The sequence below is a fragment of the Rhodococcus sp. 852002-51564_SCH6189132-a genome (assembly GCF_001665495.1).
In the GTDB taxonomy this organism is placed as follows: domain Bacteria; phylum Actinomycetota; class Actinomycetes; order Mycobacteriales; family Mycobacteriaceae; genus Rhodococcus; species Rhodococcus pyridinivorans.
This window is the reverse complement of the sequence record NZ_LZMJ01000084.1, coordinates 64,797-79,325: the sequence shown is the minus strand read 5'-3', so window position 1 is coordinate 79,325 and position 14,529 is coordinate 64,797. Positions and strand designations below refer to the sequence as shown.

General features: G+C 67.4%; 14 protein-coding genes. 9 read left to right on the top strand and 5 right to left on the bottom strand.

The annotated features are described in order from the left end of the window. Positions 1 to 145: 145 nt before the first annotated feature. Entirely contained in the window at positions 146 to 1,561 is a 1,416-nt protein-coding gene (locus A5767_RS20680) for an MFS transporter (RefSeq protein WP_064853051.1), read from the bottom strand. A 205-nt stretch (positions 1,562 to 1,766) separates the two neighbouring features. On the opposite strand from A5767_RS20680, the gene A5767_RS20675 reads away from it, so the two are divergent. Both A5767_RS20675 and A5767_RS20670 read left to right on the top strand, forming a co-directional pair. Further along, complete coding sequence (locus tag A5767_RS20675; protein ID WP_064853050.1) at positions 1,767 to 2,987, top strand: CaiB/BaiF CoA transferase family protein; 1,221 nt, start codon at positions 1,767 to 1,769, stop codon at positions 2,985 to 2,987. A gap of 202 nt (positions 2,988 to 3,189) precedes the next feature. Continuing rightward, the gene (locus tag A5767_RS20670; protein ID WP_269454697.1) at positions 3,190 to 3,465 is read left to right on the top strand and encodes a WhiB family transcriptional regulator; all 276 of its coding nucleotides are present in this window, start codon (positions 3,190 to 3,192) and stop codon (positions 3,463 to 3,465) included. Between the two features lie 5 nt (positions 3,466 to 3,470). On the opposite strand, the gene A5767_RS20665 is transcribed toward A5767_RS20670, so the two are convergent. Further along, complete coding sequence (locus A5767_RS20665; protein ID WP_064853048.1) at positions 3,471 to 4,163, bottom strand: SDR family NAD(P)-dependent oxidoreductase; 693 nt, start codon at positions 4,161 to 4,163, stop codon at positions 3,471 to 3,473. 210 nt (positions 4,164 to 4,373) lie between these two features. On the opposite strand from A5767_RS20665, the gene A5767_RS20660 reads away from it, so the two are divergent. The 4 genes from A5767_RS20660 to A5767_RS20645 all read left to right on the top strand — a co-directional run bounded on the left by A5767_RS20660 (position 4,374) and on the right by A5767_RS20645 (position 8,761). Further along, positions 4,374 to 5,087: a dienelactone hydrolase family protein gene (locus A5767_RS20660; RefSeq protein WP_064853055.1), complete on the top strand. Its 714-nt coding sequence runs from the start codon at positions 4,374 to 4,376 to the stop codon at positions 5,085 to 5,087. Positions 5,088 to 5,216: 129 nt separating this feature from the next. Beyond that, a complete protein-coding gene (locus A5767_RS20655; RefSeq protein WP_064853047.1) occupies positions 5,217 to 7,151 on the top strand; it encodes a 2-oxoacid:acceptor oxidoreductase subunit alpha in 1,935 nt (644 codons plus the stop codon). Further along, on the top strand, positions 7,148 to 8,218 hold the full coding sequence (locus A5767_RS20650) for a 2-oxoacid:ferredoxin oxidoreductase subunit beta (protein WP_064853046.1): 1,071 nt from the start codon (positions 7,148 to 7,150) through the stop codon (positions 8,216 to 8,218). Before A5767_RS20655 ends, A5767_RS20650 begins: the two co-directional genes overlap by 4 nt. 129 nt (positions 8,219 to 8,347) lie before the next feature. After that, on the top strand, positions 8,348 to 8,761 hold the full coding sequence (locus tag A5767_RS20645) for a hypothetical protein (RefSeq protein WP_060650299.1): 414 nt from the start codon (positions 8,348 to 8,350) through the stop codon (positions 8,759 to 8,761). Positions 8,762 to 8,830: 69 nt separating this feature from the next. Here A5767_RS20645 and A5767_RS20640 read toward each other — a convergent pair whose 3' ends face one another. Both A5767_RS20640 and A5767_RS20635 read right to left on the bottom strand, forming a co-directional pair. Then, on the bottom strand, positions 8,831 to 9,850 hold the full coding sequence (locus A5767_RS20640; protein WP_064853045.1) for a MaoC family dehydratase: 1,020 nt from the start codon (positions 9,848 to 9,850) through the stop codon (positions 8,831 to 8,833). A 5-nt stretch (positions 9,851 to 9,855) separates the two neighbouring features. After that, positions 9,856 to 10,731 (bottom strand): HpcH/HpaI aldolase/citrate lyase family protein, encoded by an 876-nt coding sequence (locus tag A5767_RS20635; protein ID WP_064853044.1) that lies wholly within the window; start codon positions 10,729 to 10,731, stop codon positions 9,856 to 9,858. Positions 10,732 to 10,943: 212 nt separating this feature from the next. Here A5767_RS20635 and A5767_RS20630 point away from each other — a divergent pair, with 212 nt between their 5' ends. The 3 genes from A5767_RS20630 to A5767_RS20620 are packed head-to-tail and all read left to right on the top strand — an operon-like array spanning position 10,944 to position 13,349. Continuing rightward, positions 10,944 to 12,095, top strand: coding sequence for an acyl-CoA dehydrogenase family protein (locus A5767_RS20630; RefSeq protein WP_064853043.1), 1,152 nt, complete (start codon positions 10,944 to 10,946; stop codon positions 12,093 to 12,095). A 26-nt stretch (positions 12,096 to 12,121) separates the two neighbouring features. Then, the gene (locus tag A5767_RS20625; RefSeq protein ID WP_019290841.1) at positions 12,122 to 12,868 is read left to right on the top strand and encodes a GntR family transcriptional regulator; all 747 of its coding nucleotides are present in this window, start codon (positions 12,122 to 12,124) and stop codon (positions 12,866 to 12,868) included. Between the two features lie 28 nt (positions 12,869 to 12,896). Further along, positions 12,897 to 13,349 (top strand): MaoC family dehydratase, encoded by a 453-nt coding sequence (locus A5767_RS20620; protein ID WP_006553710.1) that lies wholly within the window; start codon positions 12,897 to 12,899, stop codon positions 13,347 to 13,349. A gap of 3 nt (positions 13,350 to 13,352) precedes the next feature. Here A5767_RS20620 and A5767_RS20615 read toward each other — a convergent pair whose 3' ends face one another. Then, positions 13,353 to 14,474, bottom strand: coding sequence for a PQQ-dependent sugar dehydrogenase (locus tag A5767_RS20615; protein WP_024102081.1), 1,122 nt, complete (start codon positions 14,472 to 14,474; stop codon positions 13,353 to 13,355). Between the last annotated feature and the right edge of the window lie 55 nt (positions 14,475 to 14,529).

The window sequence follows — 14,529 nt, the reverse complement described above, 5'->3', positions numbered from 1 at the left end:
TCGACGGGTGGGTGGGGGGTTGTGTGTGTTCTTTGGGGGGTGGGGGGGTGGTTTGCTCCGGTTTGTGTTTTTGCTGGCGGTTGTGGTTGTGGCGGGGGGCGGGGGGGGGTGGGGCGGGGCCGGCCCCGAGTGCGAGCGATCCGTCCTAGGCATGGACGCGATCTCGTGGGGTGTCGTCGGTTCCCGGAGTACGGCGGTCGTGCTCGGCCGCCTCCGACTGCTCGAGGGCGAGTTCGTCGGCGTCGGACTTCTCGGCGACCGAGGGTGCCTTCGGGTCGTATCCGGTGCGCTCGAGCAGTGCCAGGGTGCACACGAGGGAAACCGCTGCGTAGCAGGCCGCCGCGATGGCCACGCCGGTGACGTCACCGGACGAGTTGAGCAGGTACTGGGCGAGAACCGGGGTGCCACCACCGACGATCAGCGAGCACAGCTGGTAGGCGAGCGACAGGCCCGAGTACCGAATGTTTGCCGGGAAGGCGCGGGCCAGGATGCCGGCGATCGCGCCGTAGAACATCGAGTGCGGAATCGTCGCGAGGCACATACCGATCACGGCGACCGCGAAGGTCTCGGTGCGGATCGCGAAGAACATCGCCGGCATGAGGAACAGCTCCGGGACGATCATCAGGAGCATGGCCCTGCGCATGTCGATTTTCGACACCAGCACGGCACCGAACGGCTGCACGATGAACTGCACGACGAGGGCGATGGCGATGATCGCGAGGAAGGTGCCGCGCTCGTAACCGAGTTCGCTCGTCGCCCACGACAGCGCGAAGGTGTTCTTGAAATAGGTCACCTGGGCGAGGGGCAGTGCACCGGCGCCGAGCAGGACCAGGACCCAGTGCTTGCGCAGCACTTCCTTGATCGGGAGCTTGACGGTCTTCTTGCGTGCCAGAACGGCTTTCATCGCGTCCGATTCCTCGAGCTCGAGGCGGATCACCATGCCTATGACGACCAGCACGCCCGACAGCAGGAACGGGAGGCGCCAGCCCCACATCATGAACTGCGGGGTGGGCAGCGCTGCGAGGAAGAAGAAGACCATCGTCGACAGCAGGTTGCCGGCGGGCGAACCCTGCTGCGCGAACGCCGAATACAGGATTCCCTTGCCCTTCGGGGCGTTCTCGCTGGCGATGAGGACGGCGCCGCCCCATTCGCCGCCGACCGCGACGCCCTGCACGATGCGCAGGAAGACCAGCAGGACCGGCGCCCACATTCCGATCTGCGCGTAGGTGGGGAGCAAACCGATGCCCACCGTCGCGATGCCCATCATGACGAGCGTGATGACGAGGGTGTTCTTGCGTCCGAGGCGGTCTCCGAGATGGCCGAAGATGACGCCACCGAGTGGGCGGGCGAGGAAGCCGGCCCAGAGGGTGACGAACGCGAGGAGGGTCGCGACACCGCTCGAGAGTTCGTCCGAGAAGAAGACCTGGCCGAACACCAGCGCGGCGGCCGTGCCGTAGATGTAGAAGTCGTACCACTCGATGGTGGTGCCGATGAAGGAGGCGATACCGGCCTTGCGGGCCTTCCTCGCGATCTCCTGATCGGTGGGTGTGGACGAACTCATGCGCCCTCCGTCTGCTACGCCCCCGGACGAGGCGGGTGGAATGTGGTCTGCGTCTCAACAGAGAGTGGCAGGGCTCGGCTTTCCAGTCCAATACCCAATAGGACCCGAATCGATACCGCAGAGGTATTACTGGGGAGTCCGTGTTCGTCCTGGTAGACATGCAGCGACGCCGGATGGGGGAACCGCGAACGCGAAAGGACATCAGGTGACGAGCGACCGAACCGATCGGACCGAGGTGGAGGTTTCCGCCGGCCTGCCGCTGGAGGGCATCACTGTGGTGAGCCTCGAACAGGCGGTCGCCGCGCCCCTCGCGACGCGCCATCTCGCAGACCTCGGAGCCCGTGTCGTCAAGGTCGAACGCGTCGGCGACGGCGACTTCGCGCGCGCCTACGACGGTGCCGTGCACGGCCTGGCCGCACACTTCGTCTGGCTCAACCGCGGCAAGGAATCGTTCGCGGTGGATCTCAAGGCTCCCGAGGGCATCGATGCGGTGAAGGCGCTGATCCGCGGTGCGGACGTCTTCTTGCAGAATCTCGCTCCCGGCGCGGTGGAGCGTCTCGGACTCGGTGCCGACGACCTGCGTGCCGACCACCCGGAACTGGTGGTGGTCAACATGTCCGGTTACGGCACCGACGGACCGATGCGCGACCGCAAGGCCTACGACATGCTCGTGCAGTCCGAGACGGGCCTGTGCTCGATCACCGGCACGCCCGAGACTGCGGTGAAGACGGGCATCCCCACCTCGGACATCGCCGCGGGCATGTATGCGCTCACCTCCATCCAGGCGGCGCTGTTGCGCCGGCACCGCACGGGCGTCGGCGCGACGATCGACGTGTCGATGTTCGACGCGACCGCCGAATGGCTCGGTTATCCGATGTACCTGCAGATGTATCAGGGGCGGCAGGTGCCGCGGATGGGTTTGTCGCACACGTCGATCGCGCCGTACGACAAATACCCCACCTCGGACGGCGAGATCCTCATCGGCGTGCAGAACGATCGGGGCTGGCGCACGCTCACCGATGTGCTCGGCATGCCCGAACTGGGCGATGATCCGCGCTACGCCACCAATCTCGAGCGGGTGCGTCGCCGCGAGGACGTCGATGCGCTGGTCGGGCAGGCCACCAAGCAATTCACCAGTGCGGAGCTCGACGGCAAGCTCGCCGACGCCGGTGTGCCCGCCGCGCAGCTGCGGGATCTGCGCGGGCTCATCGAGCACCCCCAGCTCTCGACGCGCGATCGCTGGCGTGAGGTGCAGACCGAGGCGGGTCCGGTGCGCGGCATCCTGCCGCCGATGAACTTCCGCGACGTCGAACTGCCGATGGGTGCGGTTCCGGGTCTCGGTCAGCACACCGACACGGTGCTCGCCGATCTCGGGCTCACCGACGAGCAGATCGCGGGTCTGAAGAAGGCCGGCATCGTCGGCTGATCCGCCCTGTCTCGTCCGCTCATCAAATGTGCGGCCATAGCGTCCGGTGCTTATAGGTATCCGAAGCGACTGGCATCGTCGATTCTGATGGATTTGTCCTGCTCAGCGATTGACGATCCCCGCCGGGTACCGAAAAATCGCCGTACAAATACTCGTTCGACGAGTGCGGGTCCGTGATGGCCCGATGGGCAAGGAGGCGGCGATGTACGGATCCGGGGACCGTGACTGGGTGGTCGCGGCGCGGTGCCGCGGGGTGGACACGTCGATGTTCTTCCCTCAGCCCGAGGACGGCCGCGGTGCGGTGCTCCGGGCCGAGCGGCAGGCGAAGGAGGTCTGTCGCTCCTGTCCGGTGATCGACGCGTGCCGAGCGCACGCCGTGCGCACCGGAGAGACGCACGGCGTGTGGGGCGGCATGAACTACGCCGAACGGCGAGCGTTCGAACGCTCGATGAAACTCGGTCGCCTCCAGTCGGTCTGACGTTGTCAGCCGACGTTGGTGACGGGGATCAGACCACCGGTGACGGAGGCGCCCGCATCGGAGATCAGGAACTCGATGACCTTCGCGATGTCGGCCGGCTTCGACCAGCGGCTCGTGTCGGCGTCGGGCATCGCGGCGCGGTTGGCCGGGGTGTCGATGACGACGGGCAGCAGCGCGTTGACGCGGATGTGGTCGTCGCGGTACTCGAGCGCCATCGTCTCGACCAGCGCCGACACCGCAGCCTTGGAAGCGATGTAGGAGGCGCCGCCCGGGAAGGGATTGAGCGTCGCGGCGGTGGAGATGCAGACGATCGATCCACCGCCGCGGCGGATCAGGTGGGGCAGCGCCGCCTGGCTGACGGAATAGGCGGTGCGCAGGTTGAGATCGAGCTGGGAGTCGAGGACCTCGATCGGAGTCTCGTGCACCCGCGGTCCCGAGGCGAAGCCGCCGACAAGATTGACGACGCCGAAGAGGGGAGCGTCGGGATCGTCGCACGCCAGGTTCAGGGCGTCCTCGAGCTGCTGCTCGTCGGAGAGGTCGGCCTGGACCAGTTGCAGGTTCGGATGCGTGCCCACGCGCTCGAGCTCGTCACGGACCAGCCACGGCACCACGACCCGCCATCCGGTGTCGAGGAGATGTTTCGTCACGGCGCTGCCGAGGCCGCCGGTGCCACCACTGACCAATACGGTGCGAGCCATCTGCCTGTATCCCTTCCGAGCGAGCCGTCTGCCGTGCTCCAACCGTACGTCGGTGCGAGAGGAACGATACCGCAGATCGGAAATGATGTTCTTTTTTGGTGGGTGGGACGGACGGCCCCTGAGCTGCAGTGACGGGTGGATGTGCTGCCCGCTGAACGACTTCGTACGAAGATCATGACGAATCAACGACGCAAAGTGGAAGGACGGTCGATGACCGACATCGAGGCAGAATTCGTTCACATCGCAGGTCTGCGCGCCTATCTGGCCAGGCCGCTCGGCGGTGCCACCGGAGGAATGCTGCTGCTGCCCATGATCACCGGCATCGACGCCCCGGTCCGCGAGTACGCGCACGACATCGCCGGAACCGGTGTGACCGCGCTCGTCTGGGATCCCTGGCACGGACCGAGCGCCGACGACACCTCGCGCGAGGAACTCGTGGAGTTGATGCGGGGCCTCGACGACGAGAACTGCGTCGCGGAGATGGCGACCCTGCTCGACCATGCTTTCGGTGAACTGCGCCTGGAGAAGGTCGGCGTGATCGGATGGTGCCTCGGCGGACGCCTCGCCCTGATCCTCGGCGCCCGCGACACGCGGGTCGCGAATGTCGTGGCCTACCACCCGTCGATCGCGGTGCCACCCGCCCCGAACCACACGATCGACGCCGTCGAACAGGCAGGTCGCGTCGCAGCACCCGTCATGGTGCTGCACGCCGGCGCCGACACGATCATGAGCGCCGAGACCTTCGCGAACCTGCAGGCGACGCTGCAACAGCGCGAGACCGGCGCGACCATCACCCATGTCTACCCGGGCGCCGAACACGGTTTCTCCTCCCGCGACCGGCACGGCAATCCCGTCAACGCCGACGCCTACGCCGTGTCGTGGCCACAGGCGTTGAGCTTCGTCGGCGACACCGTCCGCTCCTGACGCGTTCGCTACAAAGTTGGCTTTCCGCTGCGGTGATTGCCGGCAATTGCTGTAGCGGAAAGCCGATCTTGTAGCGGATGAGCAGAATTTTCGGGAGAAACGGTTGCACATGCGCGCGTGAGGGCCACGATGGAGCGCATGGCGTCGAGCGCGAAACTCGAACAGGTCGTCATCCGCATCGCCGGCGACTCCGGCGACGGCATGCAACTCGCCGGTGACAGGTTCACCGCCGAGGCGGCGGCCTTCGGCAACGACCTTGCCACACAACCCAACTTCCCCGCCGAGATCCGCGCACCTCAGGGCACTCTTCCCGGGGTCTCGAGCTTCCAGATCCAGATCGCCGACCACGACATCCTCACCGCCGGCGACCGGCCCGACGTGCTGGTCGCGATGAACCCGGCGGCCTTCAAGGCCAACGTCGGCGACCTGCCCCGAGGCGGCACCGTCATCGTGAACAGCGACGAGTTCACCAAACGGAACCTGAGCAAAGCGGGCTACGACGCCGATCCGCTCGGTACCGACGCCGTGCAGCATCTGACCGTCCACGCCCTGCCGATGAGCACCCTCACCGCCGGAGCCGTCGAACCCGCCGGTGTGGGCAAGAAGGACGCGCAGCGCTCGAAGAACATGTTCGCGCTCGGTCTCCTGTCGTGGATGTACGGGCGGCCGATCGCGCCGGTCGAGACGTTCCTCGAGCGCAAGTTCACGTCGAAACCCGACATCGCGCACGCGAACGTCCTCGCCCTGCGCGCCGGCTGGAACTACGGGGAGACCACCGAGACGTTCGCCACGACCTACGAGGTGGCCCGCGCGTCGCTGCCACCCGGCACGTACCGGCAGATCACCGGCAACACCGCCCTCGCCTACGGTCTCGTCGCGGCGGGTCGCGCGGCGGGGATGGACGTCTTCCTCGGTACCTACCCGATCACCCCGGCCTCCGACATCCTCCACGAACTGAGCAGGCTCGAACGGTTCGGCGTGCACACCTTCCAGGCCGAGGACGAGATCGCGGGTATCGGCGCTGCGATCGGCGCGTCCTACGGCGGCGCGCTCGGCGTCACCAGCACGTCGGGCCCGGGGATCGCCCTGCAATCCGAGGCCATCGGTCTGGCGGTGATGACCGAACTGCCGCTGATCGTCGTCGACGTCCAGCGTGGTGGACCGTCCACGGGCCTTCCGACGAAGACCGAACAGGCCGACCTGATGCAGGCGATGTTCGGCCGCAACGGCGAATCGCCCGTCGCGATCGTCGCTCCGCAGTCACCCGCCGACTGCTTCGACGCCGCACTCGAAGCCGCGCGCATCGCCATCACCTACCGCACCCCGGTCATGCTGTTGTCCGACGGTGCGATCGCCAACGGATCCGAACCGTGGCGGATCCCCGACATCGACGACCTGCCCCGCATCGATCCGCGCTTCGCCGCGTCGCCGGGTGACGACGATCCCGGCTACCTGCCCTACGCCCGCCACGCCGACACCCTCGCGCGCGACTGGGCGACACCCGGCACCGCAGGTCGCGAGCATCGGATCGGCGGACTCGAGAAGGCCGACGGCACCGGCGACATCTCGTACCACCACACCAACCACGAGCTGATGACCCGACTGCGGGTCGCGCGGGTGGCCGGCATCGACGTCCCGGATCTCGACGTCGACGACCCCACCGGCGACGCCGAGGTGCTCGTGCTCGGCTGGGGTTCGTCGTACGGGCCGATCGGGGAGGCCGTGCGTCGCGCCCGGCGAGCGGGGCATGTCGTCGCCCGCGCGCACCTCCGGCACCTGGCGCCGATGCCGAAGAATCTCGGCGACGTGCTCGGCCGCTACCGGCGCGTGCTGGTCCCGGAGATGAACCTCGGTCAGCTGTCCTTCCTGCTGCGGTCGCGGTTCGATGCCGACATCCAGCCGGTGACGAAGGTATCCGGCATGGCGTTCCGCGCCGACGAACTCCACGACGCCATCGAAGCCGAGTTCGCCGGAACACTCGCCGACACCGAACGATCCCGGACGCCGGCCGCGGTCGCCTCGTCGACGAAACTCGACCCGACAGCAGAGAGGGCACGAGCATGACCGGACTCCTCGGCCACGATCTCGGACTCCGCCCGCACACCGACGCACTCGACGGTGTGCCCCGGACGGACGACCCGCAGAAGGCGAAGGACTTCACGTCCGACCAGGAAGTGCGGTGGTGTCCGGGTTGCGGCGACTACGTCATCCTCGCGACGGTCCGCAGCCTGCTGCCCGAATTGGGTGTCCGGCGTGAAAATATCGTGTTCGTCTCCGGTATCGGATGCTCGTCGCGCTTCCCCTACTATCTCGACACCTACGGTGTGCACTCGATCCACGGACGCGCCCCGACACTCGCGACCGGTCTGGCGGTGACGCGTCCGGATCTGTCGGTGTGGGTCGTGACCGGCGACGGCGACGCCCTGTCGATCGGCGGCAACCATCTCGTCCACGCCCTGCGTCGCAACGTGAACATGCGGATCCTGTTGTTCAACAACCGGATCTACGGCCTGACCAAGGGGCAGTACTCGCCGACCTCGGAGGTCGGCAAGGTCACCAAGTCCTCACCCGGTGGGTCGGTCGACGCGCCGTTCAACACCCTGTCGCTCGCGCTCGGCGCCGAGGCGTCCTTCGTCGCACGTGCTCTCGACTCCGATCGCGCCGGACTGACGGAGGTCCTGCGCGCGGCGGCACACCATCGCGGTGCGGCCTTCGTCGAGATCCTGCAGGACTGCCCGATCTTCAACGACGGCTCGTTCGACGTGTTGCGCAAGGACGAAGCGCCGTCGCACCTGATCCCGCTGCGGCACGGCGAACCGATCATCTTCGGCGTCGACGACGAGCTATGCGTCGTCCGAAAGGGTTTCGGTCTGCGTGTGGTGCAGCGCTCCGAGGTGGACGCCGCCGACATCGTCGTGCACGACGCGCACACCGACAACCCCGAATACGCGTACGCGCTGTCGCGGCTGTCGGACCAGGACCTCCGTTACGTCGTCACGGGGATCGTGCGGCAGGTCGGGCGGACGACCTACGACGACGCGGAGCGCGCTCGGGTGCGGACCGCGCGGGAGTCCGGCACCGCCGACCTGCAGCAGTTGCTGCGGGGCGACAACACGTGGACCGTGCCCTGATGCCCGTATTCGCTACCGTCCTGGCTATTCGCCGCCGCAATTGCTGTGGCGGATGGTCGAAGTCGTTGCGGATCGGGCATCTGTGAACAATCTGTTGACAACAACTTGTTCACGCGCCATCCTGGGATCATGTCCGAGGAAGGTTTCACCCCACCCGATCCGAGTCGCGAACGCGCCCACCGTGAGTACGCGGGGCTCTTCCGGATCGCCGAACGGCACGGCAGCACTCCCGAACAACGGGCCAGGCAGTCGCACCCCGAGATGCTCGACCCGCTCGGCGCCATCCGTCTCGTCGCGGCACTGGCGGGCGGCGTGCACAGTCCCGGCCCCGACGAACCCGAGGTCGACGACGCCGACGTCATCGCCGCGCTCGGCCTCGTCCCGAAGGCGCGCGCCGAGATGGACCAACTCGAGGCGCTGATCCTCCGCATCGCGCGGGAGCGCGGGATGACCTGGCAGGAGATCGCTTTCGGCCTCGGTCTGGGAAGCACCCAGGCGGCCCGGCAGCGCTATGAGCGCCTCGTCAAACGAGTTGATGCATAACGACGAAACCGATATTGTTCGCGATTTTCCAAACAATTTCGCGCACAACGTCGGTTTCGGCAGGGGCTGTCAGGCCATGAGTGCGGTGAACCGCCAATCCAGCACGGGCGCCGGCTCGGCACCGCCGCGGTTGCCATTCGCGGCACCGCCGCGGTGCGCGTAGACGACCGACCGCAGGTTCAGCACGCCACCGCCCTCGGCGAGGGGCTCGGCGGATTCGACGTGCAGGTCGCTGGTGAGGGTGTCGCCCTCCTGCACCGGACCGGTGTGGTCGCACGACTTCCAACCCAGCACCGTCACGAGATTCGGCAGCGCGCGCGTCGCCTGCGAGAAGGCCAGGCCGATGGTGTGGCCGCCGTACACGAGACGACCCGACGCGCCGACCCGCTCGTCGTGGTGCGTCGCCGCGATGTTGAGGCTCAGGCGCGCGAGTTCCGGTGCGCTCGAGACGACATCGCCGCTGGACTGCAGCACGGCACCGGCGAGGGACTTGTCGAAGTGCTCGCCCGGCACCTTCGACCGGTAGACATCCAGATCCCAGTCGGCGGGCGCGGACCACTGCGGTTCGTCCTGCGGTCCGATGGCCGAGAGATCGTCGGAGTGCACGACGCGGTCGGGGTCGGGGTTCTCCCTCAGCGGCAGCATCGCGCAGCGGTAGAAATCGAGGACGGTGTTGCCGTCCTGATCGACCGTGTTCATGCGCAACGCCGCGAGACCGGTGGGCCTGCGTCCGGGCTTCGCCGAATTCTCCTTCAGTCCCACGACTTCGGTGGTGGTGTAGAGGGTGTCGCCGATGTGCGGGAAGCGGCGGAAATGCAGGCCGCGGTAGAAGAGGTTGGCCTTGACGTGGTGCGTGACGAGCGTGGACTGCCCGATCGCGATGTCGGTGACGAAACCGGCGTGCGCGACCGGCCCACCCGCGACGGCGGCCGAGAGGTGCTTGTCGAGCGGAAGACGCAGGCGGTCACCGAGAATGCTCTGGTGCGCGGCGGCGAGGCCGTCGGTGAGCGTCACGGCGGGGGCGGTGTCGAAGACCTGGCCGACGGTCAGTTCGTCGAAATAGGGTCCGCCGACGTACGAGGTGGTCATGGCTTTCAGGCTCCGATCTTCGACAGGGTGCGGCGGGCGGCGACGGCGACGGCCTCGTCGAGCATCTGCCCGTCGAACTGGGCGGCTCCGGCGCCGCGGTTCTCGGCCTCCTCGAGCGCGTCGAGAACCTTGCGGGCGGCGTCGACCTGATCGTCGGTGGGGGTGAAGGCCGCTGCCGCAGAGGTGATCTGCGCAGGGTGGATGACCCACTTTCCGTCGAATCCGAGATCGGACACCCACTGCGCCGAGTGACGGAAGGCGTCGTCGTCGGCGATGCCGAGGAACGGGCCGTCGATCGCCTGGACACCCGCAGCGCGGGCGGCGTGCAGCACGCGGTCCTGCACGTATAGCCAGTGCTCGGGCGCGGCGGTGCGGGCGCGGCCCAGGGAGGCGCCGAGGTCGGCGTAGCCGATGATCACGCCGGCAACCCGGGGCCCGGCGACGATCTCGTCGATGCGCTGCACGCCGGCAGGGGTCTCGATGAGGGCCTGCACCGGGACGGTCGAATCGCCGAGGATGCGGTCGGCCTCGACGAGGTCGTCGGCGCTCTCGACCTTGGGGATCACGATCGAGGCGAGGGCGTCGCCGAGTGCGGCGCACGTGCGCAGGTCGTCCTCGAACCAGGGGGTGCCGCGTCCGTTGATGCGCACGGAGACGGTGCGTGCGGCGCCGTGTTCGCGGACCAGGGGAGCCACGAGTTCGCGGGCGGGGTCCTTCTGGGCGGCGGTGACGGCGTCCTCGAGGTCGAGGACGACCTCGTCGGCGGCGGAGGCGAGGGCCTTACCGGCTTTGCGTTCGTCGGATCCGGGGGCGACGAGAACGGCGCGCCGGCGGAGGTGTTGCTCGGAAGACACGGGGACCTCGGGGAGTTCGGTCGGCAATGACGGCGCTAAATGTACGGCCATTGTTGGCGGTATGCCACCCCACGGAGAGGTGTGCTCATAGGAAGGTGCAGTCGTTCGTATCGTCGAAAACTCTGCAATCACGCCTTCGAATGACGGTCTTTGCGTTGACAACGTCCGAACTCGGTCCACAAAATGGCCGTACAAAGTTTGCCGGGTCCGTGTGGCCCGTCCCCAACGAAGGATGCCCCGTGACCTACCTGAACGACGAAGAGACTTTTCTGGTCGAGACCGTCCGCGACTTCATCGATCGGGAGGTCAAGCCGTCGGTGCAGGAGGTCGAGCACGCCAACGAGTACCCCGAGAAGTGGATCGAGCAGATGAAGCAGATCGGCATCTACGGGCTCGCCGTGCCCGAGGAGTACGGCGGCTCGCCGGTGTCGATGCCCTGCTACGTCCAGGTCACCGAGGAACTCGCCCGCGGATGGATGTCGCTGTCGGGTGCGATGGGCGGGCACACCGTCGTCGCCAAGCTGCTGACCCTGTTCGGCACCGAGGAGCAGAAGAGCAAGTATCTGCCCAAGCTCGCCACCGGTGGGATCCGGGCGACGATGGCGCTGACCGAGCCCGGCGGCGGCTCCGACCTGCAAGCGATGACGACGACCGCCAAGCGTGACGGCGACGAGCTGGTCATCAACGGTGCCAAGACGTGGATCACCAACGCGCGTCGCTCGGGGCTGATCGCGCTGCTGTGCAAGACCGATCCCACCGCGCAGCCGCGCCACAAGGGCATCTCCGTCGTGCTCGTCGAGCACGGCCCGGGCCTGACCGTCTCACGCGACCTGCCCAAGCTGGGTTACAAGGGCGTCGAGTCGTGCGAGCTGAGCTTCGACAACTACCGCATCTCCGTCGACGCGATCCTCGGCGGCGAGCCCGGCAAGGGCTTCGCCCACATGATGAAGGGCCTCGAGACCGGCCGTCTGCAGGTCGCCTCCCGCGCCCTCGGTGTCGCGACCGCTGCACTCGAGGATTCCCTCGCCTACGCGCAGCAGCGCGAGAGCTTCGGTCAGCCGATCTGGAAGCACCAGTCCATCGGCAACTACCTGGCGGAGATGGCCACCAAGCTCACCGCGGCCCGGCAGCTGGCGCGCTACGCGGCGGAGAAGTACGACAGCGGCGAGCGCTGCGACATGGAAGCCGGTATGGCCAAGCTGTACTGCTCGGAGATCGCGATGGAGATCGCCCTGAACGCGGTGCGCATCCACGGCGGATACGGCTACTCCACCGAGTACGACGTCGAGCGCTACTTCCGCGACGCGCCGCTGATGATCGTCGGCGAGGGCACCAACGAGATCCAGCGCAACGTCATCGCGAGCCAGCTCGTAGCACGCGGCGGACTGTGACGACCGGCCGCTAGGATCGGTCCGTCATGGACTACAAGGTGCGGGAAACGGAACCGGCCTACGCGCAACTCGCGCGCCAGCTCCGGGAGGCCGTCGAGGCGGGACGGTACAGCGACGGCACGCGGCTGCCCACCGAGGCCGAACTCGCCGAGGAACACGGCGTGAGCCGGCAGACGGTGCGTCGCGCCTTCCAGGATCTCGTGGCCGACGGCATCGTCTACCGTGTTCCTGGCCGCGGCACCTTCGCGAACGAGTCGGGCCGGCGTTATCGGCGCCAGCTCGGCTCGATCGAGGATCTGCTCGCTCTGTCGGCCGACACGGTCATGCAGATCGTCTCGCCGTTGCGGCGCGGGGTCGACATCGACGCCGCGAGCCGGCTGCGTCTCGACACCGACGTGCTGTACACGGCGGTATTCAAGCGCCTGCACGACGGAATCCCCTTCGTACTCACCACGGTTCACCTGCCCGAACCCGTCGCCGCGCACGTACTCGACTCGCCGGAGCTCCAAGCGGGTGCGTCCAGCCGGAACACGATGATCGGGCTGCTCGAACCGCATCTCGACAGTCCCATCGTCGAAGCCGCACAGTCCATCACGGTCGCGCTCGCCACCGAACAGGTGGCGACCGAACTGAATTGTGAAGTAGGACATCCCTTGCTGCGCGTCGACCGGTTGTACTCGAACGACGATGGCGTGCCCACCGAGTTGTCGGTGAGTTACTTTCTGCCCGAGCACTACACCTATCGCGTCACCCTCAGGCGAGCCGGTCTCTGACCGTCGCCGCACATCGACAGGAGCAACAATGCGGGTTCTCAACGGAATCGACGAGGTCGAGAAGGCCGTCGGCGAGCACCTCGGCTACAGCGACTGGCTCGAGATCGACCAGAAGCGCATCGACCTGTTCGCCGAGGCCACCGGTGATCACCAGTGGATCCACGTCGACCCCGAGCGTGCGAAGGACGGCCCGTACGGCAAGACCATCGCCCACGGTTACCTGACCCTGTCGCTGCTGCCGGTGCTCGGCACCCAGATCTTCTCCCTCGAGGGCCTGAAGATGAAGGTCAACTACGGCAGCAACAAGGTTCGCTATCCCGCGCCGGTCCCCGTCGGCTCGCGGATCCGTGCCGGCGCCGAGTTCACATCGCTCGAGCGCACCGCCAAGGGTGCGAACCTCGTCGTCGGATACACCATCGAGATCGAGGGTGGAGAGCGCCCGGCGCTGGTCGCCGAGACGGTGGTCGTTCTCGTCCCCTGATCGTCAGGAGATCTCGATCCGGAGGATGCGGTCGTCGTCGTCGGCCGGGCTGCCGCGACCGTCCCGATTGGACGTCGTCAGCCACAGTGAGCCGTCCGGCGCGGCGACGACGGTCCGCAATCGTCCGTACTCGCCGACGAAGAAGTCGGTCGCGGTGACTGCGGTGTCCTGCACATCAGTATCCGGGATATCGATGCGCCAGAGGCGTTCTCCGCGCAGGCCGGCCATCCACAGGCTGCCGTCGAACCATGCCAGGCCCGACGGCGACGCCTGCGAGACCGGCCAGGTGAGGACCGGATCGACGAATTCGCCGGAGCCCCCGGCCCCTTCGGTCACGGGCCAGCCGTAGTTCGCACCGGCCGTCACGAGATTCAGCTCGTCGACGTCGTTCTGCCCGAACTCCGACGCCCACAACCGTCCCCGGCCGTCGAATGCGAGTCCCTGCACGTTGCGGTGACCGAGCGAGTACACCGGCGACGCCGGATCTGGGTTGTCGGGCGCGGGTTCGCCGTCGCCGGTGATGCGAAGAATCTTGCCGCCGAGTGATTCCGGATCCTGGGCGAGTTCGCGCTCGCCCGCCTCGCCGGTCGCGACGTACAGCATCCCGTCGGGACCGAAGATCATCCGCCCGCCGTCGTGGATCCGTCCGGCCGGGATACCGTCGAGGATCACCTCCGGTTCGGCGAGCGTGGTGCCGTCGAAAACGGCTCGGAGTACCCGGTTGTCGCTGCCGGTTGTCACGTACAGGTACACGAAGCGGTCGGTGTCGAAGGTCGGCGACACCGCGATTCCCAGCAGTCCCGATTCGCCCTGCGCGAGGGTCTCTCCGACGCGACCGACCTCGCGGACCTCGCCGTCGGTGATCTCGACGATCCGGCCGGTGTTGCGCTCGTTCACCAGTGCAGAACCACCGGGAAGAAAAGCAACTCCCCACGGAGTGTCGAGACCGGACGCGACGGTGCCGGTCACGCGCGGAGTACCCGTCCCGGGCGTCGAGGGCTCGGTGACGGTACGGCTCACCCGGGCGGTGCCCTCGTCGACGGACGGACTCGACGGGGACGCACATGCCCCGAGGTACACGGCTGTTGCTGCGGCGGCCAAGCCGGCGAGAAGTGTCCGCGACATGGGTCGATCCTCTCTTACCGAGGTCCGTTCCGTCGGCGAATTCCCGGCGCTCGGA

What these genes read in the sequence shown, in the direction of transcription:
- A5767_RS20680 (WP_064853051.1), bottom strand. Translation starts at nt 1,561, where the DNA reads ATGAGTTCGTCCACACCCACCGATCAGGAGATCGCGAGGAAGGCCCGC.
- A5767_RS20670 (WP_269454697.1), top strand. Translation starts at nt 3,190, where the DNA reads ATGTACGGATCCGGGGACCGTGACTGGGTGGTCGCGGCGCGGTGCCGC.
- A5767_RS20665 (WP_064853048.1), bottom strand. Translation starts at nt 4,163, where the DNA reads ATGGCTCGCACCGTATTGGTCAGTGGTGGCACCGGCGGCCTCGGCAGC.
- A5767_RS20660 (WP_064853055.1), top strand. Translation starts at nt 4,374, where the DNA reads ATGACCGACATCGAGGCAGAATTCGTTCACATCGCAGGTCTGCGCGCC.
- A5767_RS20655 (WP_064853047.1), top strand. Translation starts at nt 5,217, where the DNA reads ATGGAGCGCATGGCGTCGAGCGCGAAACTCGAACAGGTCGTCATCCGC.
- A5767_RS20650 (WP_064853046.1), top strand. Translation starts at nt 7,148, where the DNA reads ATGACCGGACTCCTCGGCCACGATCTCGGACTCCGCCCGCACACCGAC.
- A5767_RS20645 (WP_060650299.1), top strand. Translation starts at nt 8,348, where the DNA reads ATGTCCGAGGAAGGTTTCACCCCACCCGATCCGAGTCGCGAACGCGCC.
- A5767_RS20640 (WP_064853045.1), bottom strand. Translation starts at nt 9,850, where the DNA reads ATGACCACCTCGTACGTCGGCGGACCCTATTTCGACGAACTGACCGTC.
- A5767_RS20625 (WP_019290841.1), top strand. Translation starts at nt 12,122, where the DNA reads ATGGACTACAAGGTGCGGGAAACGGAACCGGCCTACGCGCAACTCGCG.
- A5767_RS20620 (WP_006553710.1), top strand. Translation starts at nt 12,897, where the DNA reads ATGCGGGTTCTCAACGGAATCGACGAGGTCGAGAAGGCCGTCGGCGAG.
- A5767_RS20615 (WP_024102081.1), bottom strand. Translation starts at nt 14,474, where the DNA reads ATGTCGCGGACACTTCTCGCCGGCTTGGCCGCCGCAGCAACAGCCGTG.